A 22823-nucleotide genomic window follows, 5' to 3' on the forward strand; every position below is an offset into this window, starting at 1 on the left:
CTTTAAAAATTTACGAATAGCTTGGGTAAGTTTTTGCTTAAAAGATAAATATAGGAAAACAAAAAAATCTACTTTATCTTCTCTTAAACTTATAAACATCCCTTAACTTGACGCGTATGCATCTATCAAGAGTCCACTACCTGTTATTGATGGTGCTTTTTCATCACATAAGCATATTACTAAGTTTGCTATTTCATCAGCTTCTACAAATTTTTCGTAGCTTGAGATTTAAGGATTACATTCTTTAACGCTATTCCTTGATAAAATACGCTACTTGCACCAAGCTCTTTCAATTTTGCTAAAATTTTGGCTACTTCATCTTTTTTTTTTTGTAAAACCGTTAATAACTATTTTAGACTCAAGTTTTGCAAAATGTTTTGCTATCTCAAGCCCGATACCGCTAGTAGAACCGGTAATAACTGCTACTTTATCTTTCATTTTTACCTCCTGTCGTGTGTCATTCTGTGACTTGTAAGCTAAACCGTCATTGCGAGGAAATTGCATAGCAATTGACGAAACAATCTCAGGAGTTTTGTTATTATTTCATGAGATTACCATGTAACCTACGGCTGCTCGCAATGACGATTTAGCCGGTACAAACCATGGCATGACATAGTTAATCAAGTAATATTTGTCTTTTATTTAAAAGTAACTTATATTAGATTTTACTTAAAGAAGTAATGTATAAATCTATGGAAATTGTTAATAGCGTTGATGTATCTGTATCTTGCCAGGGCAAAGAACCTCCATATGACCATCCAAAAGTTTATTTAGAGATAGATAAGGAAAAAAAGGAAGTTATCTGCCCATATTGTAATAAGAAATTTAAATTAGTAACAAAATGACTATCAAATTTCTTTCAGAAAATACTATCAACCGAATTGCTGCCGGTGAGGTTATAGAAAGACCCGCATCGGTAGTAAAGGAATTAGTTGAAAATGCTGTTGATGCTGGTAGTACCAAAATAGATATTATTTTAGAACGTGCCGGTAAAAATCTAATCATTATTTCCGATGACGGTATCGGTATGACTGATAAGGAATTAGAAATTGCCGTTGAACGTCATACAACTTCTAAGCTTGATGAAAGCGATTTCCTAAATATTCATACTTTCGGTTTTAGAGGTGAAGCACTGCCGTCTATTGCTGCCATTAGCAAAATGCTAATTACTTCTAAGAAACAAGGGGCTGACAAAGCATTTCAGATTAAGTTAATCGGTGGCAATGAAAAACAAGTTACTATTTCTGTGCATAATGAAGGTACTAAAATAGAGATACGTGATTTATTTTTCGCAACACCTGCACGTTTAAAATTTCTTAGAGCCGACAAAACTGAGTTTGTAGCAACAGTAGATGTGGTTAAGAAAATCGCTCTCGCACATCCTGAAATTTCTTTTAGCTTAACGCATGATAACAGAAATCTGTTAAAGTTTAAAGGACAACATAAAGATGCAGAAACTAACCTAAAACAGCGTATAATTGATGTAATAGGTGATGATTTTATAAAAAATGCTGCTTATATAGATTGCAAAACTCCTGATTTCTCTATTTACGGCTATACTAGTATCCCGACATATAATAGAGCTTCAAGTGAAGATCAGTTTTTATTTATCAATAATAGACCGGTAAAAGATAAGCTGCTACAAGTAGCTTTAAGGGTAGCATATCAGGATTATTTAGCTCGTGATCGTTATCCGCTATGTGCTATATTCTTACAAATCGATCCGCAGCTTGTTGACGTTAACGTACATCCGGCAAAAGCAGAGGTTAGATTTCATGACCCGAATTATGTACGAAACTTATTAATAGAAGCAATTAAAAATGCTTTAACAAATACAAGCCATGTTACTTCTACTACTATCGCCTCTGATGCTCTTCAGTTATTTAAAAATCATTTAGTTAACAAACAACCGTCAGTAAGTAAAGCTGTAAGCGTGAATAGTAAACCGACAGATTATAGACCTGCTATGTTGCCTAGTTTTAAATCTACGCCAAATACTGCTTGTCAAAAACTAATCGATACATTACCGCACGCTAAAATAGAACAAGAAGTAGAAAGACGTATAGAACATGAGCAGCAAGCCCATAAACAATATAAACTTGGTGCAGCTAAAGCACAACTTCATACTACTTACATTATTTCACAAACCGAAGATAGTATAGTAATTACCGACCAGCATGCAGCACATGAACGTTTAGGATATGAAAAAATAAAAGATTACCTTAGAACGGAAGAGTTAATAAAACAGCGTTTGCTTATTCCTGAGATAGTAGAACTGCTAAATGAAAGAAAAGCAGATTGTTTATATGAAAATAGAGAAAAACTATATAAACTGGGTTTAACTCTAGAAAAATTCGGTGAGAAATCTATTATAGTGACTGAAATTCCAAATATCCTTGGAGATGTAAACGTACAAAAGTTAATTCAGGATCTTGCTGATCATTTATCGGAGTTCGGTGAGAATATAGCTTTGACGGAGTTAATAGAGCATGTGACGGAAACTTATGCCTGTCATTACTCTATTAGAGCAGGACGAAAATTATCGGCAGATGAAATGAATGCTTTACTGCGTCAAATGGAGAATACACCGTTTTCAGGTCAATGTAATCACGGCAGACCTACTTATATTGAGTTGAAGCTTAAGGATATCGAACGCTTGTTTGGACGGTAGTGAATAGGTATTGCCTAGGGGAGCGTAACGTTTTGATGTCATTCCCGCTTGCGCAGGAATGACATCATGTTAGGCAATGCAGGTTAAATTATTTCATTTTACTTGACTATTTTTCAATTTCGTTTTATTCTGCTTTTAGTAATAATAAAATAATATCTTGATTTAAGGTGTCAGCTAATGGCAAAGAAAAATAAAAATGTTTTGGTAAGGCTAGTAAGTACTGCCGGCACAGGTGTTTTTTGGGTAAAAAAACGTAATCCGAAAACCCAAACTGAGAAGCTTTCTTTTCGTAAGTATGATAAAGTAGTTAGAAAACATGTTCTTTTTAAAGAAGAAAAAATAAAATAATTGTAAGTAATATATGGCAGTAAAAATTCGTTTAGCTAGAGGCGGTGCTAAAAAGCGTCCTTTTTACCGTGTAGTAGTAGCTAACGCAACAGCACCTCGTGACGGTGACTTTTTAGAAAAAGTAGGAACTTATAATCCAATGCTTGCTTCAGATAATAGTGAGCGTGTGGTTTTAAAAAAAGATCGTATAGAATATTGGCTTGGCACCGGTGCTAAACCAACTGAACGAGTCGCAAAATTTATTGAGCAAGCTGGTGTTACTCTTCCTGAGAAAATTAAAAAAGAAATGGAAGTTAAAGCAAAAAACCGCAAAGCTAGACCAAGTAAAAAGGAAGCTGAAGAAGCTTAGTTTATTGCTACATGATGCTTGCGTGTTATGTGGATTAAAAACCTACTTGATGTCATTCCCGCGAAAGCGGGAATCTAGAGTAACGCGAGATAAATCGAGCTTTTAATTGCAAAATTTGCTATATTGATACCTTGTGTGGATTCCTGCTTTCGCAGGAATGACATCAGAGCATTTTTTCACATATCTTTTCTCTATAATCATATTAATATGCCGGATTAGCTCAGTGGTAGAGCAACCGCCTTGTAAGCGGTAGGTCATCAGTTCAAATCCGATATCCGGCACCATCAAAATTTTTCTTGTTATACCAGGGATCGGTTCATGTCATTCCTAGCTAGAAGCAGGAATCTAGAAAAAATATAAATACAGCAAATTTTTGAAATTAAAAGCTTAGGTTATCTTGCTTTATGCTGGATTCCTGCTTCTAGCTAGGAATGACATAAGAGCCATGCAATAAAGCCGTTTTTCACTAAGATTAACATCCTTTAAACTATGATAGTAATCGATAAAACATCTTATAGAGCTATGGGGTTTGATAAACGTATTAAATTCCTAGTGCTACATTATACACAGTGTGATTTTAAGCAGTCTTTAGATTTTCTAGCCGGTGAAAAGTTAAGTAGCTATTATTTAATAAACAATGAAAACCCTGAACATATATTTCAATTAGTAGAAGAGCATGATAGAGCATGGCATGCTGGAGTAAGTTACTGGCAAGGTCATGAGCGTATTAATGATAAATCAATCGGTCTTGAAATCATAAATCCTGCATTTGAAATAAATACAAAAAACAATAATATAGTTTGGCTACCCTATGCGGAAAGGCAAATTAATAGTGTCATAAGTTTGTGTAAACAGATTATCACTAAATATGATATTAAACCTACTAGAATGGTTGGGCATTCTGATATTGCTCCAGGTAGAAAACAGGACTCTGGTCCGCTATTTCCTTGGAAACTATTATATGATAACGATATTGGAGTATGGTATGATGAGCAAGTGTTTAACGATCTATTGCCGCAAATCGACATAACCGATATTGCAGCAATTCAGCAAAAATTTATTAAATACGGTTATAAGCTTGAAGCTACTGGAATTTTAGATTCTAAAATGAAAGATGTTATAATTTCGTTTCAAATGCATTTTCATCCTAGTAATTTTTCCGGCGATTTGGATGCTGAAACCATAGCAAGTTTAGATGCATTAATATTGAAATATAAATCTGAGTTAAGTAATTAATATGACACATTTATAATATGCTACAATTTATAACTATACCGAATCTTATGGATTATCGGGTTACTTTGAAATTAATGGAAGATTACGTTAATAAAGTAATTAGTGATAATGAACCGGAAATTGTTTATTTAGTTGAACATTTGGAAGTATATACAGCCGGTACTAATTATAAACAAGAAGAATTATTAAATTACGGTGATATTCCGGTAATTTACACAGGACGTGGCGGTAAATTTACTTTTCATGGACCGGGTCAGCGTGTTATTTATCCAATTCTTAATTTAGCTTCACCAAATCGACACAAAGATTTAAAGCTATATATAAGAATGCTTGAAGAATGGATTATAAATAGCTTAAATTATTTTGGAATTAAAGCATATATTATTAAAGATAAAGTAGGAATTTGGGTAACAGTAAGAAAAGATAAATTTGCTAAAATTGCTGCAATAGGTGTTAGAGTAAGAAAATGGGTTACATATCACGGTGTAGCTATAAATATTTCAACAGATTTAAGTAAGTTTAGAGGGATTATTCCTTGTGGACTTGAAAATTCTTTAGTAACATCTTTAAATCAGTTAGGAATTCATATTGAAATGTCTGAATTTGATAAAATTATTCAAACTGAATTTAATAAAATATTTAAATGATCAGAGAATTTTTACTCACAATTTTAGCAATTTTTGCTCTTTGGGTCGGTGGTCTTGGTTATTTTTTATATTTAATCCATTCTTATAAGTTCAATAGTAATACCACTAATGCAATAATAGTGTTTGCAGGAGGAGGACATAAAATTGAAACCGGTATTGCTTTGCTTAAAGCAGGCTATGCACCTATATTATTTATTATCGGTATAGAATCTACAGAGCAATTCAAAAATTTGTTAAAGGAACGTAATGTTATAGAACAGCAGGTAATACTTGCTCCGAATAAAATAATGTCTGAAGAAGATAATATTAAGAAAGCGGTTGATTTTATTGTAACTTACAATCTTACTTCAGTAATTTTAGTAGAATATAATTATAATATGCCTTTTATGCTAAATAAGCTTAAAAAAGAGATTCCTTATTCTAATAATATCTATATAGTACCATATCCTGTGTTTTTCAAACAAAAATATGATGTGTTATTAAAATCCTATCATCGTTATTTAATGAGTATAGTAAACTGATCCCCACTTTGTGCTTCGTTGTTAGCATTGTTGTGAGGATCAGTTTCATCTCTGTCATCCCCGTGGCTTGACCACGGGATCCAGTTAAAAATACTAAAATTATTAGTATTTTTATTGTTTTTATGGACCCCGTGGGTTTTATCGGTCCACGCAACAATGTCTTTGTTGTTCGTCGGCTTGCCTATTAGTTATAGACTTCACTCCTCACGCCTGTCACAAAATTGGTCTGTTACTCAAGGTAGAGCTTCTTAGGTTCTTTTACTCTTTGCTAGTACAATATTTTAGAACAGCTACGCCAATAATGCAGAAATTAAAGAGCCTATTATTACTGCAGCTCTCATAGAGTTTGAAGGACAACTACTCTCAAACGTAATACTACCTATAAATAAACTTAGGGTAAATCCAATTCCTCCAAGTATAGATATAGAATAAAATTTTAACCATGAGGTATCACTTGGTAAATTACAGAGTTTAAATTTTACAAATGGATATGAAAATAGCATAATACCTAATTGCTGACCTACAAAAATAAACCAAATATTATCTCATACATTAAAGCAAGTATTGAGTTGGAACAGGTGCCTTTAAATATAAAATATTCTAAAAGGATACCGAAATTCATAAATACAAAAAGCGGTAAAATAAAGTAATTTACAAAAGGACGAGTTAAGTTTTCAAGTTTTTTAAAAGAAGTGTTAAATTCTCCTTTTATATTAACAGGTATAAAAAGTGCTATAATAACTCCGCATAAAGTACCGTGAATACCTGACTCCACCATACTAATCCATAATAATAAACCTACAATTATATAATACAATAATTGTTTAATTTGTCCATAATTCAATATAAACAAGATGAATATGATTACAGAGGAAATTAATAATGCCTGAGTATTGATTGTTTTAGTATAAAACCAGGCTAGTATAATTAACGCAAAAGCATCGTCAATTAATGAGAAACCTATAATAAAAGCTCGTAATTCTAAAGATATATGTCGACTGAAAAAAGATAAAATACCAAGGACAAAAGCAGTATCGGTTTCTATAGGAACAGCCCATCCTTTTATTAATCCCGGTTTATCATAATTAAAAAACATGTATATTAAGGCAGGAACTACCACACCTCCAAGGGCTGCTGCCGCAGGTAATATTAGTGTTTTATTTTTATATTCACCTTCTACTAGGTGCAATTTCATTTCTAAACCTATTAATAAAAAGAAGAAGGTCATGAGACCGTCATTAACCAACTCTATAAAAGTTGTTTATAAACTTACATGCCCTATTGTTAAAGAAAATTTACTGTAAATAAAAGAAGAATAATATTTTGCTAGGAAAATATTATTGCTGACAATTATTGCTAAAGTAAAAGCAATAATTAATAATATACCGGCAAAAGTACCAGATTTAATTAATTCTCTTAATTGATTATTTATGCCCATGATTTTAATATTAGTTATAACAAGCTCATCATAATAAGTTGTTTAAATTCGTTAAGAAAGTCAAAAATCTATATAAATCCATAGTGATAATTTATTTTTTCGTGAGATAAAAAGTTGTTTTTATACTTTGATAAGCTTATATAATAAGTGTAAGAAGATATAATTATTAATTACAAAATAAAAATATCTAAGCAATTCTTATGTTAGCAGAACAGCAAACCGAATGGATTATCAGTAATAACCTTGTAAATAAGGGATGGCATATAGATAATGATACTAAAAAGAATGTTTATTTCCAAAAACCAAAATCAACAACAGAACAGACAAGATTAAACGGCAAAAGACCGGATTATATCTTATATGAAAGTAATAATGATAAACCTATTGCAATAATAGAAGCAAAAAACACAGGAGCAGATTTAAGGCGAGCTTTGGATCAAGCAACGGAATATGCAACATTGCTTGATGTACCTATAGTGTTTACAATGAACAGAGCTTACTGTGAAGCTCGTTTTGTTGCTAATAATAAAGAGCTTATATTAAACGGTGATGAAGTAAGGGAATTACTGCGTGAAAAAGAATTATTAGTTTTTTTAGAAGCAAATAGTAATGAGGCTTGGACTATACCGAAAGAAGTTAAAGTATCACGTGAAGAATTAATATCGATATTTAAAAACTTGAATAATCTTTTAAGAAGTGAAGGACTCCGAGCAGGAATAGAAAGATTTAGCGAATTTGCAAAGATATTATTCTTAAAGTGATTAAGCGAAAACAACAAAAAATCTTGGTGGAATAATATCAAAGCACAATCAAACGATAATATTATCGGTTACATTAATAGCTATGTTATAGAACAAATTAAGAATAAATACGGTAGTGATGTTGTTACGCCTATTTCTCTAAGTAATAATACTCTTCGTCATATTATTGATGCAATCGATCCTCTCATTTTATCTACAATTGATACGATGAACACTGTTTTACAAGGTTATGATGGACATAGTGAAATCCAGCAAATAGATACCCTAAGAAATCCTTACTATATTAGCTCCAAGACAAGCCAACAATTAAAGTTTGACATAATAACTACTAATATGCCATTTTCTCAAACTATCACTAACAAAACTATAAAAAACGGCAAAACTGTAACAGAAAATCATATAGCTCCTCTTTATTATAATGGCATTGCGAAAAATAACGGTGATGCTGCTTGTGTTTTGCATTTTCTACAAAATTTAAAAGAAGGCGGTAGAATGGCCTTGGTAGTACCTGAGGGATTTTTGTTTAGGAAAGACACATCTAGCGTCCGTCAATTTTTAATATCAAAAGCAAAATTACAGGCTGTGATTTCTCTGCCACAACGTACTTTCTTACCTTATGTGGGAGTAAAAACGTCGATACTGTATTTTACCGATGCATATAAACCAAATCAACAGAGATATTATTGGTTTTCTAAATTTGAAGATATGTATAACATATTAGATAATAGAAAAATGGAAAAACTAAGAGTAAATGAGCTATTTTTATTTGATACTAATAATGAAGCTAAATTAAATTCACTTTGGCAATGATTTATGTACATTAACTACTTAAAAGATTTGATTGGTTTTAAGTCTGTAACTCCTGAAAGCGATGGAGCTATTGAGTATATTGATAATTTGCTTAAACAGCACGGCTTTAAGACCGAAATAAAAATATTCGGCGATTTTAAAAGCGAGCAAGTCACTAACCTTTATGCTGTTTTTGGTAAAAATGAGCCTAATATTTGCTTTGTTGGTCATGTAGATGTAGTGCTGGTAGATAATCATGCGCTTTGGCATAATGCGAGTCCATTTAAGGCTAGCCAGCAAGATGGTAAGATATATGGCAGAGGTGCGGTGGATATGAAAGGGGCTATAGCGTGCTTTCTAGCAGCTAGCTTAGATTTTATAAAAAATAATGCCGGTTTTAAAGGTTCTATTAGTTTCTTACTTACTAGTGATGAAGAGGGGAAAGCAAAGCATGGCACTAAAGAAATGCTGCAATATATTTATGACCAAGGACATAAGGTAGATTTTGCTATTGTCGGTGAACCTACTTGTGAAAAAGAAATAGGCGATACAATTAAGATCGGCAGAAGAGGAAGTGTTAACTTTAAATTAAATATAGACGGTTTAGCAGGGCATGTAGCTTATCCTCATAAAGCAAATAATCCGTTGCCTTGCTTAATAAAAATATTGAATGAGTTAACAAATATAAGACTTGATGAAGGTACTGAATTTTTTCAAAATTCAAATCTTGAAGTAACGAATATTGATGTTGGTAATGAGACCTCAAATGTAATGCCGGCAAGTACGGAAGCATCTTTCAATATACGTTTTAATAATTTACATAGTGCAGAAACTTTAGCAAAACAGGTAGAAGAAATTATTAAACGATATTGCAAAGAATATAAGGTAGATTATAAGTTAGAACATAGTAGTTCTGCTGGAAGTTTTATTCAGAACCCTAGTGCTAAAATAAAAGAATTTGCTGAAGTAGTAGAGCATACTCTTAAAATAAAACCTAAATTCTCTACAAGCGGCGGTACGTCAGATGCAAGATTCGTCAAAAATTATTGTCCGTTAGTAGAATTCGGTTTATTATCCGAAACGGCACATAAAATAAACGAATACACAAAAATTAGCGATTTACAAAAATTATATGATGTGTATTATAATTTTTTGGTGGAAATACTTTGATATCATTGTTGTGTGGATCAGAAAACGTCATTGCGAGCAGCCGTAGGTTGTGCGGCAATCTCATAAAATAATAACAAATTCCTGAGATTGCGGACGTACAATTGCTATGCAATTTCCATAGCTCAGACACAAAAACCGATCCACGTAACAATGACTTACGGTCACGACATTACCATATGCGGATGTGATGAAACTGGTAGACATGCAAGATTTAGGTTCTTGTGCCGTGAGGCGTGGGGGTTCAAGTCCCTTCATCCGTACCATTTCTCTAATTTTGTAATCATTTAATGTCATAGTCTATTAATTACCTTGAAGTTACTTGTATATTAAATAAGCTTCTTAATATTTTAGATAATTTTTTAATTTAATAAGAGTACAGCTATGCGTTCCCCTTTCAGCAACAATACTGAAGAAAGTGAAGTAACAAAAGTTTCTTCTCAAACCACTGCTTCCCAAGAACCGATAGCTACCGCAACTATCTTTACATCAACCTTATCTGTAAAAGTAAACCAACCGGCAAATAAGGAAGAGGATAAGGAAAAAGAAGAATATGCAAAATTTTTGGAATGTTTTACTAAAACTCGAATCAAAAAATATTCAGAACCTTTTGTTAGGCAACCTTTGGACCAAAGTAAAGTAACAGATTTAAAAAGTAGTACGGAAGAAGAAAAATTTACAAGTTTTTCGAATAGTTTCACTGATAGTCGACGTGAAAATTTTTTAAAGCCTATTAGCAAACCTTTGGATAAAAAAGTAAAAAAGAAAGATGGACTACAAGTTTCAAGTTTAAAACAAGAAAATATAGGTACTAATGAGTTACTGGAACAAATGCTTATTAAGTTAAAAAACGAACCTACTAATGCTGTTAGTTACGAAGATAAAGTTAAAATAAAGAACATACTATGTGAAATATAAAATTTCGCTTCTGAAAAAGTGATTGAGGATATTAAAAATATTATACATAATAATATCACTAGGGAAACGCTAAATTATTTAAATAAAAATCTTGGGAGATTTATAGTCAATAACACAAGTATAGCAAATGATGAAATGTTAGTCCAAGGAGCAGACAATACTGATATACATTAATAGAACTGAATAAACAATTAATTATAAAATTCCATGCAGCAATTTAGTATTTATCAAACAAGCGATGAATTGCTTCTAAAATCGATATTGCTTCTGATAGAAAAATGCTATCACTCTGATCTTAAAAGCGTTATATTAACTGCAGATGCAGATCAACAAGACATGCTCAATAAAAATCTTTGGACTTATTCACGTAAGCAATTTATACCTCACGGTAGTAAACTTGATCCGCAGCCTGAAAGACAGCCGGTTTATATTACCGATGAGTTACAAAATCCTAATAATGCTAGTGTGCTTATCATTATTTCACCTACAGCTATAGAAAAAATTTTACAAATTAAGGACTATGTAGAAGTTTTTAAAAGAATAATTATAATAACCGATTTACCGGAAGATTTAAAAGAATTAACAGTTAAAATAAATAAATTTACCGAGCAGGAAAATAAAATCGATTGTTTTACTCAAAATCTTCGTGGAACGTGGAATAAGGTAGAATAGATTTATATTCTTTTACGTACAAATAAATATAATCCGATCGTTAAAGCAATAACTAAATTGGAGTAACAAGCAAAAATAAAATCTAGATTTTTTGAAGCAAAATTTTGCAATATAAAATGAATTGCAGTCACTAGCAATACTGTTAAGGCAGAAAATAATACTGGCATAAAAGTTGTTTTTTTGCTATAAGGATATCTTAGAAAAACTGCAAGTGCTAAAAAAGGTAATACGAAATTATATAAAGGCCAAATTATTCTTTGATGTGCTTCAGCAATTAATTTAATTTTTTTAGTAATAACTAAATCATGAGTAGGGGCAAGTAATTCGCTTATATAATATTCGTTTGCTTCTTTATTATGTTGAGTTCTTTGTGATGCTAAAGGATTATCATTTTGTAGCTTTATCATTAAAGAATCAAAAGTTAGTTGAGTTAAATTACCGTTTACGTCATATTCTTGTCTTAGACCTTTATTAAGTTCAAAAATCGGGTTATTATCATATATATTAAGAGTACCTGAACCAGCAAATACTACTGATGGATTATCAGCGTTGCGATTATCAAATATTATTACGCCGTTCATAATATTTCCTGCTGATTTTTTATCTATAAAAACAGTGATATCTTTCGTTAATTTATTAAAAGTTTTCTCTTCAATCATACTTGAGATATAATTATTTTTTATAAAGTTTAAATGTGATTTTAAGTTTATATGAGATAACGGCAGGATGGTAGAAGATATATAATAAGCAAGTAGCATAACTATTAATGCGACATATAAAGCAGGCAATGCTAGCTGTACATTATTAACTCCCGAAGCTTGTAATATAATTAATTGCCGCTCGACTTTTAAATTATTATAGATATAGATGATGGCAATAACCGTTATTACCGGTAACAGAATAAATAATAAAGTAGGAAGTACTAGCACTATTAAACTGAAGAAGTCCATAACTTTTATACCTTTATCAAATAAGTATAAAAGTTTTAATATTTGCGTTATCCATACTATACTAGTCACTGAAAAAGTAACGACTATAAGCAGCGGTAAGATATTTTTTATAAAGTATTTTCGATATAGCAGCATAGATTTGTTATTTGTCATACCGTGGCTTGACCACGGTATCCATAAAAATAATAAAAAATACTAATATTTTTTACCGGATTCCGCGATCAAGTCGTGGAATGATAATAGTAAGCATTACACCAACCTTTCTTATTATATTATTTGCAAAGATGCGATAAATTAATTTACCTATTAGTATTGTTATAAATGCAATAGCAATGCCGTAAATTATATCACTTGGGTAATGCATGGCAAGGCTTATGCGAGATAAAGATACGAGCATAATAACACAAATCATTAAGATTTTTAATGGTAATTTAATATAATCCCAAATAAAATATATTACTAAAACGCTAAGAGCTGCGTGGCTGCTTGGAAAGCTTGAAAAGCATCTTTCATTTGCAGTATTTATTATGGTCATGAGACTATCCGCAGGCAGGCTGCAATAAGGGCGAGGGAAATTAACTAAAAATTTAAGAGCGGTAAAAATTAAACCGAATACCCCGTATATTATACCGATTTCAACTAATTGATTATAACCGTGCCAAAATTTATTTTGTCGTTCATTATCATTTTTAATTTTCTTTAATTGAATATAAAAATATATACAGTATAAAATATATATTAAGGCAAAATTAGCGATATTAAAACAAAACGAAATTATTTTTAAAAAATAAGGTATAGAGCCGATATTAGTAATTTTATTCAAAAATAAGAATATTTCGTGATTTAAGCCGCAAAAATTATAAAAAACTTCAAACATCATTGTAAATATTTATGTTACAAGTAACAATACTTGGGTGTGGAGCATCTATAGGCGTACCGGTGATCGGGTGCGATTGCAGTATTTGCACCTCTCCTTCAAAGTACAATCAAAGGACTAGATCAGCAATATATATTAACGATGAAAATAGTCAAATATTAGTTGATTTCGGTTTTGATATTAGAAATCAACTATTACGAGAAAAGATAAATAAGCTCGATTGTGCTATATTAACACATTATCATTCCGATCACGTTAACGGTATAGATGACTTACGGGTATTTACTTTTATGCAAGGTAAGCCATTTGAAATCTATACAGATCACGATAGTACGGCAAATCTCTATACAAAATTTGATTATCTATTTAATAATAAGTTATTTAAGCTTGGGCGACTGTTCACAACTCAATCTGTTAGTTTTTTTGATAAAATTAAGATTAATACTATCGAAATACAATTTTTTAGACAACATCACGGTCCTATAGATAGTTTGGGCTTGCGTATAGATGATTTTGTTTATTCGCCCGATGTAATCGATTTTCCGCCTGAATCAGAAAAATTTTTAAAAGATATAAAAATATGGATATTAGATTGTATGGATTATAAATCAAATCCGAATCATGCAGGGCTTGATAAAGTTCTAGAATGGCGTGAAAAATATAAACCTGAGCAGATATTATTAACTAATATGAGACATACGATAGATTATCATGAGATTACAAAAATGCTTCCAAATAACGTTAAACCGCTTTATGACGGTTATAGATTTACGGTTTAGTTTATGATTATTTTAGAAAAAGTTTGTAAGCATTACGGCAAGAATTATGCAATTAAGAATATTAATTTAAGTTTTACTACCAAGGAGACTACTGTAATCATTGGCCCTTCGGGAAGCGGTAAAACTACTCTGCTTAGAATTTTAAATAATTTAGAAGAACCAAGTAGCGGTACTTTTTTGGTAGACGAGAAGAAGTTACTGCCAAAAGATAGAAGAAAGCTTCGTTTAAAAGTCGGTATGGTTTTTCAAAATTTTAATCTCTTTCCTCATTTAACTGTAGGAGAAAACCTAATTTATACACCGGTAAATGTTTTAAAATTGCCGAAAGAACAAGCAATTTCTATGGCAAAGGAATTACTTGCAAAATTTAAACTAACGCAAAAATTTGACTCATATCCGGCAAGCCTATCAGGAGGACAAAAGCAGCGAATAGCGATAGCAAGGGCTTTAATGATGAAGCCGAAAATTTTGTTATTCGATGAACCGACTTCGGCACTCGATCCTGAAAATATTAAAGATGTTATAGAGAATATAAATTTATTAAAAGATCAAATGAGCATGGTAGTGGTTACGCACCATTTGAAATTTGCAAAATTAATAGCAGATCGTATTATTTTTATGGATCAAGGACATATTTTAGCAAATCAGCCTGCTGAGGAGTTTTTTAAGAAACCGGCATCGCATCGAGCTAGGTTATTTTTAGAGCATATCGGTGATTTGATGTGATTTTCTTGATCAAGATAAAATTATAGCCTATAATGAATATTTCATTTAGTATTAATTATAGGTTTAATAATGGAACATATTTATGCAAATCTAACAGTTAGTATCTCAGAATTTAAAAAAAAGCCCTACTGCATTATTGGATAAGGCAAGCGGTGAGCCTATAGCCTTATTAAATCATAATAAACCGACTGCTTATTTAATTTCAGCTAAATTATACGCAAGAATCATTGAAGCTTTAGATGATAATTATTCATTAGAGCTTTCTAAAATTAGATTAAAAGATAAAAAGGCAGCGATCAAGGTTGATATAAATGACTTATAGTCTAGAATTTATTCCTACTGCCAAAACAGAATGGGATAAGTTAGGTTTTACAATAAAAGAACAGTTTAAAAAGAAGTTATCAGAGAGATTTAAATCACCCCACGTACCCAAAGATGCAGTAAACGGTGGAAATAACTTATATAAAATAAAGTTGAGGTCAGTCGGTTATCGACTAGTGTATGAAGTAGATGATAAGCGTATAATAGTACTTGCTATTGGAAAAAGAAATCGGAATGAAGTGTATAACAAATTATTTTCTTGTATTTAATTTCTTAGTGTCATATCTGTAAATGAAAATAATATCGCTATATGAATAAAAAGCTTATCTTATTTTTATTAGTATAATATCATTATTGTTATGTTCTACAGTCTTTGCACAGACACGAGTAGAATTATCGCAAAAACTAAAAAGTTTTATTAAAAAGCTCGAATTGCAAAAAGACGAATTACAAGGAGGAGCAATTGCAATTTTATACAAAGGTGAGATTATTTATAAAACAACGTTTGGAAATCAGATAGGTAAGAGTAGAGTTATTACGGATAAAACTTTATTTCCGTTAGCATCGGTTTCAAAAGCTGTTTCAGCACCGGCAATTGCATTAATGGTAGATCAAGGAAGTTTAGATTTTGATGAAAAATTCAAATTACCATCCTTAAAAAATACTATTAGTCTTAATAATATTTAAAGCCATACAACAGGTTATCAATTCTCAGGAAATATTGAAATTGAGCAAGGGATGAGTCGCTCAAAGCTTTTAACTTTGTTAAAAAAACAACAAGCTAGTTGTAAACCAGGACAATGTTATAAATATAGTAATATCGTTTTAGTATACTTGAAGAAGCTTTAAATTGTAAAAAATCAAGTTTAAATGCTGCAATAGATAATTTGCGTACAACGCTTAAAAAACGCAAGATATACAAATATTACCGCTAGAACCGAATATACAACTTGCTTATCCGCATTCTAAAGCAATAATAGACGGACAAGAGGTAATAACATTGCTACCGTTCCCGCCATACTATCCAAAGACGATACCCGCATCTGCTGGTATTTTTGCATCGATAAGTGGCATGATTGAAATATTCAAATCAGAAGAACTTGGAATTATTATTCTAGTGAACCAAGAAGGTAGTTTCCCACTTAAAAATGGGCTAGGACTTTGGTTTGATTATATAGGTTAAAAAAATTATATTATATGAATAAAAAACTTATAAAACTTATTTTTATAATTTGCAGTACCGTAATTGTAACCGGTGTGTTATACAAATATACCAATCAGCATTATCCAAAATTTTTTAAAGAACCACAAAATATAGGGAGTTTTTGTGCGTCGTTATTAATATTATTTAGTATAATTTACAGTACTATTAGCCAAAATAAAATACGCAGATTTTGTTTGCAATTAGCAATGTGGGCAGCAATTTTTTTAGTTATAATAACCGGTTATGCTTTTAGGTTTGAGCTGAACTATGCTTATCATAGGGTAATGTCTGCGTTGATTCCATCATATAAATGGTCTACTGAAGTCGGAGAAATTATTATAGCCCGCAGCGGAGACGGGCATTTTTATATCAATGCTTTTGTAAATAACGTTAAAATAAAATTTATGATAGATACCGGTGCAAGTGATATCGCTTTGACTAAAGAAGATGCCCAAAAATTAGGCTTTGACTTAACTAAATTTAAATATACCAGCACTTATCTGACAGCTAACGGTGAAAATAAAGCCGCCCCTATAACCTTAAATAGTGTAGTAATCGGTACGGAATTTAAGAATATCAAAGGACATATAGGCCTTGGTGCACTTGATATCTCACTGCTTGGTATGTCGCTACTTGAGCGTTTTAAAGGTTTTAGGATTGATAAGGATTTATTAATTCTGAATTATTAGACTTTTTTCCAAAGAAGTTTATAGAACTTAGAACGTGTTGTTGCGTAGCTTGATTCCATCCCTGTCATGCTGCATTTATGTCAACTTAAGAGAGATGTCATCCCGTGGCTTGACCACGGGATCCAGTTAAAAATACTAAAATTATTAGTATTTTTATTGTTTTTATGGACCCCGTGGTCAAGCTACGGGGTAACACAGTGGATTTTACCGATCCATGCAACAATGCTTTTACTGGAATGACGTAAACGCCGTATTAAAACGGCATTTTGAAACCGGGCGGTAAGCTCATACCGTTTAAAGCTCCTGATAAAGAATTTTGAGAATCTTCATCACATTTTTGTTTAGCATCGTTAAAGGCAACTTTAATTAAATCCTCAAGCATTTCTTTTTCTTCTGATTTTAATAAAGATTCATCAATTGAAATCTTTTCAACTTCCCCTTTACCGGTGATAACAATTTCAATAAGCCCGCCGCCTGCTTTACCGGTATACCTCGCATTTACCATTTGCTCTTGTGCTTCTTGCATTTTCTTTTGCATTGATTGGGCTTGCTTTAAAAACTGATTAAAATTTACCATAATTCTATCCTTTAATTTTTAAGTAATATATCTGAAATTTCCACATTCGGGAAATATTTTTTAATTAAACCAAAATCGTTACTTGCTTCAATTTTATCTATTAACTGACTCTTTAAGGTTTGCTTGTTCTGCTCTTTTATTACTATAAATTCACACTTTTCTTTAGTAAAAGCAGCTAACAAATCTTCTATTTGTTTCTTTACTTTACTTTTAACTTCAAGACTGCAGAACTCTAATCTATTATCACTGAGATTTTTAAGCTCCGTATGATTGAGCAGGAAATAATATATATCTATCTCATTATTTTTATATAGATATTCAAGAAAATCTACAATTTCAAATTTTTTTTTTATTTCCGGATTAATTGACTGATTTAAATTTTGATTATTACCATCAGAATCGTCAAGCAGCGGCAGCGACGTCGAATATATAGATTTTATAACTAACATTTCCGTTTCTGTTAGTTGATTATAGGAAATTTTTATTTCCCCTACTCCCTTATTATATATTTGCCATAAGATTGATAGATGCGGCAAGCTGATTTTATCTAATATGCTTTTAGTCCTATCGTTAAATGATTCATATATCGGTAAACTATAATTAGGTAACATTTTTACTTTGTTAAGATAAGCAATAAAATCTGCGACCGATTCTATAAAAATCTCAAGATTAACAGAAAAACCGTAAAGTTTATTTATTAAATTTATCGCTTTTTCCGTCTCTCTATGAATTATATATTCCACAAATTCTATTATAACAGAAGCATCAACAAGCCCAAGTATTTGATTAATTACTTGAGGGCTAATTATGTTATCGGATTTCGCCGACATACTAGCTGCTTGATCTAAAATAGATACTGCATCACGTGCCGATCCTTCAGACTTATAAGCTATAATTCTTAAAGATTCTATATCGGTTTTTAAGTTTTCTTGCTTAGTTATATATTCAAGTAGCTTAAAAATCTCTTCAAAATTCAACCGCCTTAAATCATAACGTTGACATCTTGAGATAATAGTTGCAGGTATCTTTTGTACTTCCGTCGTTGCAAAGATAAATATTATATGAGGCGGTGGTTCTTCTAAAGTCTTAAGCAGTGCATTAAATGCTCCCTTAGAGAGCATATGCACCTCATCAATGATGAAGATTTTATGTTTACCTTGTAGAGGTTTATATTCAGCGGATTCTATAATTCTACGTATATCATCTACGCTAGTTTTACTTGCTGCGTCAATTTCGATTATATCAGGGTGATTATGATTATTACAGCTGATACAATTTGTACATTCTTCGCATGTTTTAATAGTCGTATTTTCGGTAATTAAAGCAGAACAGTTTACGGCTTTAGCAATAATTCGGGCGGAAGTAGTTTTACCAACTCCTCTAATACCCGTTAAAAGATAGCCTCCGGCGAGCCTATCGTTTAAAATAGTATAGCTTAAAACTTTGACTAATACCTCTTGCCCCTGAAGCTCGGCAAAGTTACTAGGACGATATTTCCTTGCAAAAGGAATATATTGATTTGATGAATTTATATCTAGCACGATTGTTATAAGACTTTTTATGGCATTCTAGCTAAAAACCGGTGTTATTGTGTAGCTCTCTATGTCATTCCCGCTTTCGGACATTGTTGCGTGGATCAATTCCACCTCTGTCATCCCGTGGCTTGACCACGGTATCCAGTTAAAAATACTAAAAGCATTAGTATTTTGAATTGTTTTTATGGACCACGTGGTCAAGCCACGGGGTGACACAGTGGGTTTTACTGAACCACGCGGGCATGAAATCGAAATTAGAATAATGCTAGTAATGACCCACCGAATCCCACTCCGGCTGCTTCCTTTCAGACCTGACCGACTAAGCAGGCACAATGCCCACTACTAGCATAATTAGCATAACCTGTTTATTTTCAAGAAACAATGTATTTTTTTTCTATTTCCGATTTTGTTAATCTTTCAGGAGCACCAAATATTCCAGGGTTTTTTAATTTAAACAAATCATCGGAAAATTTTTGTACTTTAGCTATTTTATCAAAAGTAATAGTGACTATATTATTATCTGCAAATATTTTTAATGCTTCAATTTGTTTAGTAGCTTTATTAAAAGTAATTTCGCTACGTTTTTCCGTTAGAGTATAATAGATAGTAATTTTAGAAATATTTCTTTCGTTAATTACCGATTCAAAAACAAAATCCTTGTCAAAATGCTCATTATCTTCTAATAAAAAATTAAATGTATTTTCGCTTCTATTAATACGGCTTACTTGCTCCATATCATAATCATACATCGATACGAAATGTTTAGTACCTATTATAACTAAAGGGAAAGGAGGATAATAATTACATCTAAAATTATAAGGTTTGTGGATTAACAATTTTCCTTTAACTATTGTACCGTACGAATCTTCTTGAGTAAAATCTATCGCAATTGATTTTATAGTACGTAAATAAGTTTTTAGCTCCGAAATAGTTGTTTTATCATCTGCTCCAAACGCTACAACTGAATTTATCAAAACACAAATAATAATTAAGAATATTTTTTTCATTTTTATTGTTTTATATTTTAAATTATGTTTAAAATACCTTAGTTATATTGTTAAAACAAATGATATTTATGAAAATTGTTGCTTTAAAAGAAAAAGCCAAGCATGAGTCGCGTGCCGCTATAACGCCTGAAGTAGCGGGGTTACTAGTCAAAAAAGGTTATGCAGTTACGGTAGAAAAAGATATAGGGCTTCATGCCGGTTTTCTTGATGAAGAGTATATTGCTCTAGGTGCTAAAATATCTTCGGTACCACTCGAAATTATTTCTGATGCCGATATTATATTAAAGGTACAACCTTCATCCGTTACGGATAAATATAGTGAGCTTGAATTCGCAAAAAAAGGAGCAATTATTGTAGGATTATTATCGCCTTATTTAAATCATGAATATATAAAAGCGGCAGCTAAAAAAAATCTTACGACTTTTGCTATGGAATTTGTGCCGAGAATTACTAAAGCTCAAAATATGGATGCTTTATCTTCTCAAAGTAACTTAGTTGGTTATAGAGCCGTAATTGAAGCAAGCTATCATTATACAAGGGCTTTTCCTATGATGATGACGGCAGCAGGTACGATTTCACCGTGCAAAACTTTGGTGCTTGGTATCGGTGTTGCAGGACTACAAGCTATTGCAACGGCAAAAAGACTCGGTAGTATTGTTGCAGGATATGATGTGAGGGCTGCTACCAAAGAGCAGGTAGAAAGCTTAGGAGCTAAGTTTGTTTCACCGGAACTACAAGAAGATTTACAAGATAAATCAGGTTATGCTAATGAGAGTTCGGAAGATTATAAGGCTAAACAAGAAGAGTTTTTAGCAAAAATTATTAAAGGATATGATATAGTTATTACTACTGCACAAATTCCAGGAAAAAAAGCACCTCTGCTTGTTACAGAAAAAATGTTAGAATCTATGAAGCATGGCTCAGTGATTGTTGATATATCGACTAGTACAGGCGGGAACGTAGAAGGTTCAAAACCGGATAAGATCGTTACTAAGCACGGAGTTACAATAATAGGTTTATCAAACCTTGCTACTAAAATTGCTACAGACAGCTCAAAATTATATGCTAAGAATTTGTATAATTTTCTAACCTATGCGTTGCAAGACGGTAAATTTAATATGGATGATGGGTTAGTACGTGATATGCTGATTACTAAAGACGGCAAAATTGTGAGTGAGAAGGTTAAGTAATTATGTGTCTATCGTCATTGTGAGAAGAATTACGTAGTAATTCGACAAGAGGCAATCCAGTAAAAATTCTGATTTACAGAATTTTTTTAATTATTTCACTGGATTGCCGCGTCGATGCTATGCATCTCCTCACAATGACAATGAAAAAATAACCAAGAGAAAAGTATGATTCAATTACCGATAATGGCTAAACAGGCTGCTGAAATTGCCCATAATACCCAAGAATTATCAAATAAATTAAAAGATTTGGTAATAGATACTAGTTGGCAAACAAACACAAGTACTATAGATCCGCTAGTATTTGCTATAACTATTTTTGTATTAGCTTCTTTTGTAGGCTATTATGTTGTGTGGAAAGTAACGCCTGCACTCCATACTCCGCTTATGTCTATTACTAACGCTATTTCAGGTATTATAGTTCTTAGTTCTATGATTGCCGCAAGTAGCTCTGCTTTTGGGTTTTCCGGTTTACTTGGGTATTTTGCAACGCTGCTTGCTTCTATAAATATCTTCGGCGGATTTATAGTAACAAAAAGAATGCTCGAGATGTTTAAAAAGAAGTAATTATAATGTCATATTTGCGTTGTTGCGTGGATATGAGAACCGTCATTGCGAGGAGCGAAGCGACGTGGCAATCCAGAAAAATAATTAAAAGAATTCTGTAAATCAGAATTTTTAACTGGATTGCTTCGTCAATTACTTTGTAATTTTCCTCGCAATGACTAACAAGTCAAACTACAACTCCAGTTCTTTATATTCAACGGTAACTACTTCGTATGATTTAGATCCTTTCGGTGTTGTAACTTCTACAAAATCACCTACCGATTTTCCAATCAAAGCTTTTGCTATAGGAGAAGCGATTGAAACTCTTTTTCTAGTTATATCGGCTTCATATTCTCCTACAATAATATATGTTACTTCTTCTTCAGTATCGTCGTCAATCAAAGTAACCGTAGCTCCGAATTTTATGTTATCTCCTGATAATTTACCAATATCAATAACTTCTGCTCTTGCCGTCATATCTTCAAGCTCTTTAATACGCCATTCTATAAATGCTTGTTTCTCACGTGCCGTTTCATATTCCGCATTCTCGGATAAATCGCCGTGTTCTCGTGCTTCGGCTATATCTTCACTAATTTTTTTACGCTCTACATGTTTTAAATGTTTAAGCTCGTGTTCTAATTTTTCAAAACCTTTAGCGGTGATAGGAAATTTTGTATTCATAATTAATATTGTATAGATTTAGTAATTTTAGTATACTATTTTCAATAATATAGATTTCAGCAAGTATATTTATAATAGTTCAATTTGTCAAATAAGCCTTTTTAATGTCCCTATCGGGGATGAGAAATCCCTTCGCCTAAAGGCGAAGGGAAGATATAATGAAGTTACCTTGGCAACTAATTTATAAAGAGATATGAGGAGTTATAGAAAAAGTAGCCATAGCCAGT

At 32.0% G+C, this 22823-nt stretch carries 29 protein-coding genes, 2 tRNA genes, 1 other RNA gene and 2 pseudogenes; 24 read left to right on the forward strand and 10 right to left on the reverse strand.

Going from position 1 to position 22823, the window contains the following annotated elements; translation table 11 throughout:
* Positions 1-315 precede the first annotated feature (315 nt).
* Entirely contained in the window at positions 316-438 is a 123-nt protein-coding gene (locus ACKTSD_RS00940) for an SDR family NAD(P)-dependent oxidoreductase (protein WP_412707590.1), read from the reverse strand.
* A 242-nt stretch (positions 439-680) separates the two neighbouring features.
* On the opposite strand from ACKTSD_RS00940, the gene ACKTSD_RS00945 reads away from it, so the two are divergent.
* From ACKTSD_RS00945 to ACKTSD_RS00980, 8 genes are all read left to right on the forward strand, one after another.
* A complete protein-coding gene (locus ACKTSD_RS00945; RefSeq protein WP_412707591.1) occupies positions 681-845 on the forward strand; it encodes a zinc-finger domain-containing protein in 165 nt (54 codons plus the stop codon).
* Positions 842-2671, forward strand: a complete 1830-nt coding sequence (mutL, locus tag ACKTSD_RS00950; RefSeq protein WP_412707592.1) for a DNA mismatch repair endonuclease MutL — start codon at positions 842-844, stop codon at positions 2669-2671. Before ACKTSD_RS00945 ends, mutL begins: the two co-directional genes overlap by 4 nt.
* 177 nt (positions 2672-2848) lie before the next feature.
* Positions 2849-3019: a 50S ribosomal protein L33 gene (rpmG, locus tag ACKTSD_RS00955; protein ID WP_004997072.1), complete on the forward strand. Its 171-nt coding sequence runs from the start codon at positions 2849-2851 to the stop codon at positions 3017-3019.
* 13 nt (positions 3020-3032) lie between these two features.
* Complete coding sequence (gene rpsP, locus ACKTSD_RS00960) at positions 3033-3368, forward strand: 30S ribosomal protein S16 (RefSeq protein ID WP_412707593.1); 336 nt, start codon at positions 3033-3035, stop codon at positions 3366-3368.
* Positions 3369-3577: 209 nt separating this feature from the next.
* Positions 3578-3652, forward strand: a tRNA-Thr gene (locus ACKTSD_RS00965).
* 205 nt (positions 3653-3857) lie between these two features.
* Positions 3858-4604, forward strand: a complete 747-nt coding sequence (locus tag ACKTSD_RS00970; RefSeq protein ID WP_412707594.1) for an N-acetylmuramoyl-L-alanine amidase — start codon at positions 3858-3860, stop codon at positions 4602-4604.
* A gap of 17 nt (positions 4605-4621) precedes the next feature.
* Complete coding sequence (lipB, locus tag ACKTSD_RS00975; RefSeq protein ID WP_412707595.1) at positions 4622-5251, forward strand: lipoyl(octanoyl) transferase LipB; 630 nt, start codon at positions 4622-4624, stop codon at positions 5249-5251.
* Complete coding sequence (locus tag ACKTSD_RS00980; protein WP_412707596.1) at positions 5248-5772, forward strand: YdcF family protein; 525 nt, start codon at positions 5248-5250, stop codon at positions 5770-5772. Before lipB ends, ACKTSD_RS00980 begins: the two co-directional genes overlap by 4 nt.
* Before the next feature lie 340 nt (positions 5773-6112).
* On the opposite strand, the pseudogene nhaA reads toward ACKTSD_RS00980, so the two are convergent.
* A pseudogene (nhaA, locus tag ACKTSD_RS00985) lies at positions 6113-6967 on the reverse strand (Na+/H+ antiporter NhaA); the annotation flags it as partial.
* Between the two features lie 66 nt (positions 6968-7033).
* Positions 7034-7210 (reverse strand): sodium:proton antiporter, encoded by a 177-nt coding sequence (locus ACKTSD_RS00990; protein WP_412707597.1) that lies wholly within the window; start codon positions 7208-7210, stop codon positions 7034-7036.
* Between the two features lie 200 nt (positions 7211-7410).
* On the opposite strand from ACKTSD_RS00990, the gene ACKTSD_RS00995 reads away from it, so the two are divergent.
* From ACKTSD_RS00995 to ACKTSD_RS01020, 6 genes are all read left to right on the forward strand, one after another.
* Positions 7411-7971, forward strand: a complete 561-nt coding sequence (locus ACKTSD_RS00995) for a type I restriction endonuclease (RefSeq protein WP_412707598.1) — start codon at positions 7411-7413, stop codon at positions 7969-7971.
* A gap of 207 nt (positions 7972-8178) precedes the next feature.
* Positions 8179-8781 carry an HsdM family class I SAM-dependent methyltransferase gene (locus tag ACKTSD_RS01000; RefSeq protein ID WP_412707599.1) on the forward strand — a complete coding sequence of 201 codons (603 nt, stop codon included), beginning with the start codon at positions 8179-8181 and terminating at the stop codon, positions 8779-8781.
* A 3-nt stretch (positions 8782-8784) separates the two neighbouring features.
* On the forward strand, positions 8785-9930 hold the full coding sequence (dapE, locus tag ACKTSD_RS01005; protein WP_412707600.1) for a succinyl-diaminopimelate desuccinylase: 1146 nt from the start codon (positions 8785-8787) through the stop codon (positions 9928-9930).
* Positions 9931-10108: 178 nt separating this feature from the next.
* Positions 10109-10193, forward strand: a tRNA-Leu gene (locus ACKTSD_RS01010).
* A 118-nt stretch (positions 10194-10311) separates the two neighbouring features.
* Positions 10312-10845, forward strand: a complete 534-nt coding sequence (locus ACKTSD_RS01015) for a hypothetical protein (RefSeq protein ID WP_412707601.1) — start codon at positions 10312-10314, stop codon at positions 10843-10845.
* Positions 10846-11052: 207 nt separating this feature from the next.
* Positions 11053-11517 carry a DNA polymerase III subunit chi gene (locus ACKTSD_RS01020; RefSeq protein ID WP_412707602.1) on the forward strand — a complete coding sequence of 155 codons (465 nt, stop codon included), beginning with the start codon at positions 11053-11055 and terminating at the stop codon, positions 11515-11517.
* 2 nt (positions 11518-11519) lie between these two features.
* Here the strand turns inward: ACKTSD_RS01020 and ACKTSD_RS01025 are convergent, their stop codons facing one another.
* The gene (locus ACKTSD_RS01025; RefSeq protein WP_412707616.1) at positions 11520-12602 is read right to left on the reverse strand and encodes an LptF/LptG family permease; all 1083 of its coding nucleotides are present in this window, start codon (positions 12600-12602) and stop codon (positions 11520-11522) included.
* A 70-nt stretch (positions 12603-12672) separates the two neighbouring features.
* Positions 12673-13344, reverse strand: a complete 672-nt coding sequence (locus ACKTSD_RS01030) for a phosphatase PAP2 family protein (RefSeq protein WP_412707617.1) — start codon at positions 13342-13344, stop codon at positions 12673-12675.
* 14 nt (positions 13345-13358) lie between these two features.
* Here ACKTSD_RS01030 and ACKTSD_RS01035 point away from each other — a divergent pair, with 14 nt between their 5' ends.
* The 8 genes and pseudogenes from ACKTSD_RS01035 to ACKTSD_RS01070 all read left to right on the forward strand — a co-directional run bounded on the left by ACKTSD_RS01035 (position 13359) and on the right by ACKTSD_RS01070 (position 17303).
* The gene (locus ACKTSD_RS01035; protein WP_412707603.1) at positions 13359-14123 is read left to right on the forward strand and encodes an MBL fold metallo-hydrolase; all 765 of its coding nucleotides are present in this window, start codon (positions 13359-13361) and stop codon (positions 14121-14123) included.
* A gap of 3 nt (positions 14124-14126) precedes the next feature.
* The gene (locus tag ACKTSD_RS01040) at positions 14127-14849 is read left to right on the forward strand and encodes an amino acid ABC transporter ATP-binding protein (protein WP_412707604.1); all 723 of its coding nucleotides are present in this window, start codon (positions 14127-14129) and stop codon (positions 14847-14849) included.
* Between the two features lie 69 nt (positions 14850-14918).
* A pseudogene (locus ACKTSD_RS01045) lies at positions 14919-15171 on the forward strand (type II toxin-antitoxin system Phd/YefM family antitoxin).
* Positions 15161-15439: a type II toxin-antitoxin system RelE family toxin gene (locus ACKTSD_RS01050; RefSeq protein WP_412707605.1), complete on the forward strand. Its 279-nt coding sequence runs from the start codon at positions 15161-15163 to the stop codon at positions 15437-15439. The pseudogene ACKTSD_RS01045 and the gene ACKTSD_RS01050 overlap by 11 nt, the downstream one beginning before the upstream one ends.
* 163 nt (positions 15440-15602) lie before the next feature.
* Positions 15603-15857, forward strand: a complete 255-nt coding sequence (locus ACKTSD_RS01055) for a serine hydrolase (protein ID WP_412707606.1) — start codon at positions 15603-15605, stop codon at positions 15855-15857.
* A 313-nt stretch (positions 15858-16170) separates the two neighbouring features.
* Positions 16171-16353, forward strand: coding sequence for a hypothetical protein (locus ACKTSD_RS01060; protein WP_412707607.1), 183 nt, complete (start codon positions 16171-16173; stop codon positions 16351-16353).
* Between the two features lie 14 nt (positions 16354-16367).
* The gene (locus ACKTSD_RS01065; RefSeq protein WP_412707608.1) at positions 16368-17063 is read left to right on the forward strand and encodes an aspartic protease APRc; all 696 of its coding nucleotides are present in this window, start codon (positions 16368-16370) and stop codon (positions 17061-17063) included.
* 66 nt (positions 17064-17129) lie between these two features.
* Entirely contained in the window at positions 17130-17303 is a 174-nt protein-coding gene (locus ACKTSD_RS01070) for a hypothetical protein (protein ID WP_412707609.1), read from the forward strand.
* 13 nt (positions 17304-17316) lie between these two features.
* On the opposite strand, the gene ACKTSD_RS01075 is transcribed toward ACKTSD_RS01070, so the two are convergent.
* The 4 genes from ACKTSD_RS01075 to ACKTSD_RS01090 form a co-directional block, all read right to left on the reverse strand.
* On the reverse strand, positions 17317-17640 hold the full coding sequence (locus ACKTSD_RS01075) for a YbaB/EbfC family nucleoid-associated protein (RefSeq protein WP_412707610.1): 324 nt from the start codon (positions 17638-17640) through the stop codon (positions 17317-17319).
* Between the two features lie 11 nt (positions 17641-17651).
* Positions 17652-19181 (reverse strand): DNA polymerase III subunit gamma/tau, encoded by a 1530-nt coding sequence (gene dnaX / locus ACKTSD_RS01080; protein ID WP_412707611.1) that lies wholly within the window; start codon positions 19179-19181, stop codon positions 17652-17654.
* Between the two features lie 251 nt (positions 19182-19432).
* Positions 19433-19526: signal recognition particle sRNA small type (ffs, locus tag ACKTSD_RS01085), an RNA gene on the reverse strand.
* A 20-nt stretch (positions 19527-19546) separates the two neighbouring features.
* Positions 19547-20182: an outer-membrane lipoprotein carrier protein LolA gene (locus ACKTSD_RS01090; RefSeq protein ID WP_412707612.1), complete on the reverse strand. Its 636-nt coding sequence runs from the start codon at positions 20180-20182 to the stop codon at positions 19547-19549.
* Positions 20183-20250: 68 nt separating this feature from the next.
* On the opposite strand from ACKTSD_RS01090, the gene ACKTSD_RS01095 reads away from it, so the two are divergent.
* Both ACKTSD_RS01095 and ACKTSD_RS01100 read left to right on the forward strand, forming a co-directional pair.
* On the forward strand, positions 20251-21372 hold the full coding sequence (locus ACKTSD_RS01095) for an NAD(P) transhydrogenase subunit alpha (RefSeq protein WP_412707613.1): 1122 nt from the start codon (positions 20251-20253) through the stop codon (positions 21370-21372).
* A gap of 165 nt (positions 21373-21537) precedes the next feature.
* Positions 21538-21936 (forward strand): NAD(P) transhydrogenase subunit alpha part 2, encoded by a 399-nt coding sequence (locus tag ACKTSD_RS01100; protein ID WP_412707614.1) that lies wholly within the window; start codon positions 21538-21540, stop codon positions 21934-21936.
* Positions 21937-22107: 171 nt separating this feature from the next.
* On the opposite strand, the gene greA is transcribed toward ACKTSD_RS01100, so the two are convergent.
* On the reverse strand, positions 22108-22596 hold the full coding sequence (gene greA, locus ACKTSD_RS01105; protein WP_412707615.1) for a transcription elongation factor GreA: 489 nt from the start codon (positions 22594-22596) through the stop codon (positions 22108-22110).
* Positions 22597-22823 lie beyond the last annotated feature (227 nt).

It is taken from the genome of Candidatus Rickettsia kedanie (assembly GCF_045865205.1).
GTDB lineage: Bacteria > Pseudomonadota > Alphaproteobacteria > Rickettsiales > Rickettsiaceae > Rickettsia > Rickettsia australis.

Coding starts and splice junctions, on each gene's coding strand:
- ACKTSD_RS00940 (WP_412707590.1), bottom strand. CDS start 438: ATGAAAGATAAAGTAGCAGTTATTACCGGTTCTACTAGCGGTATCGGG.
- ACKTSD_RS00945 (WP_412707591.1), top strand. CDS start 681: ATGTATAAATCTATGGAAATTGTTAATAGCGTTGATGTATCTGTATCT.
- mutL (WP_412707592.1), top strand. CDS start 842: ATGACTATCAAATTTCTTTCAGAAAATACTATCAACCGAATTGCTGCC.
- rpmG (WP_004997072.1), top strand. CDS start 2,849: ATGGCAAAGAAAAATAAAAATGTTTTGGTAAGGCTAGTAAGTACTGCC.
- rpsP (WP_412707593.1), top strand. CDS start 3,033: ATGGCAGTAAAAATTCGTTTAGCTAGAGGCGGTGCTAAAAAGCGTCCT.
- ACKTSD_RS00970 (WP_412707594.1), top strand. CDS start 3,858: ATGATAGTAATCGATAAAACATCTTATAGAGCTATGGGGTTTGATAAA.
- lipB (WP_412707595.1), top strand. CDS start 4,622: ATGCTACAATTTATAACTATACCGAATCTTATGGATTATCGGGTTACT.
- ACKTSD_RS00980 (WP_412707596.1), top strand. CDS start 5,248: ATGATCAGAGAATTTTTACTCACAATTTTAGCAATTTTTGCTCTTTGG.
- ACKTSD_RS00990 (WP_412707597.1), bottom strand. CDS start 7,210: ATGGGCATAAATAATCAATTAAGAGAATTAATTAAATCTGGTACTTTT.
- ACKTSD_RS00995 (WP_412707598.1), top strand. CDS start 7,411: ATGTTAGCAGAACAGCAAACCGAATGGATTATCAGTAATAACCTTGTA.
- ACKTSD_RS01000 (WP_412707599.1), top strand. CDS start 8,179: ATGAACACTGTTTTACAAGGTTATGATGGACATAGTGAAATCCAGCAA.
- dapE (WP_412707600.1), top strand. CDS start 8,785: ATGTACATTAACTACTTAAAAGATTTGATTGGTTTTAAGTCTGTAACT.
- ACKTSD_RS01015 (WP_412707601.1), top strand. CDS start 10,312: ATGCGTTCCCCTTTCAGCAACAATACTGAAGAAAGTGAAGTAACAAAA.
- ACKTSD_RS01020 (WP_412707602.1), top strand. CDS start 11,053: ATGCAGCAATTTAGTATTTATCAAACAAGCGATGAATTGCTTCTAAAA.
- ACKTSD_RS01025 (WP_412707616.1), bottom strand. CDS start 12,602: ATGCTGCTATATCGAAAATACTTTATAAAAAATATCTTACCGCTGCTT.
- ACKTSD_RS01030 (WP_412707617.1), bottom strand. CDS start 13,344: ATGTTTGAAGTTTTTTATAATTTTTGCGGCTTAAATCACGAAATATTC.
- ACKTSD_RS01035 (WP_412707603.1), top strand. CDS start 13,359: ATGTTACAAGTAACAATACTTGGGTGTGGAGCATCTATAGGCGTACCG.
- ACKTSD_RS01040 (WP_412707604.1), top strand. CDS start 14,127: ATGATTATTTTAGAAAAAGTTTGTAAGCATTACGGCAAGAATTATGCA.
- ACKTSD_RS01050 (WP_412707605.1), top strand. CDS start 15,161: ATGACTTATAGTCTAGAATTTATTCCTACTGCCAAAACAGAATGGGAT.
- ACKTSD_RS01065 (WP_412707608.1), top strand. CDS start 16,368: ATGAATAAAAAACTTATAAAACTTATTTTTATAATTTGCAGTACCGTA.
- ACKTSD_RS01070 (WP_412707609.1), top strand. CDS start 17,130: ATGCTGCATTTATGTCAACTTAAGAGAGATGTCATCCCGTGGCTTGAC.
- ACKTSD_RS01075 (WP_412707610.1), bottom strand. CDS start 17,640: ATGGTAAATTTTAATCAGTTTTTAAAGCAAGCCCAATCAATGCAAAAG.
- ACKTSD_RS01090 (WP_412707612.1), bottom strand. CDS start 20,182: ATGAAAAAAATATTCTTAATTATTATTTGTGTTTTGATAAATTCAGTT.
- ACKTSD_RS01095 (WP_412707613.1), top strand. CDS start 20,251: ATGAAAATTGTTGCTTTAAAAGAAAAAGCCAAGCATGAGTCGCGTGCC.
- ACKTSD_RS01100 (WP_412707614.1), top strand. CDS start 21,538: ATGATTCAATTACCGATAATGGCTAAACAGGCTGCTGAAATTGCCCAT.
- greA (WP_412707615.1), bottom strand. CDS start 22,596: ATGAATACAAAATTTCCTATCACCGCTAAAGGTTTTGAAAAATTAGAA.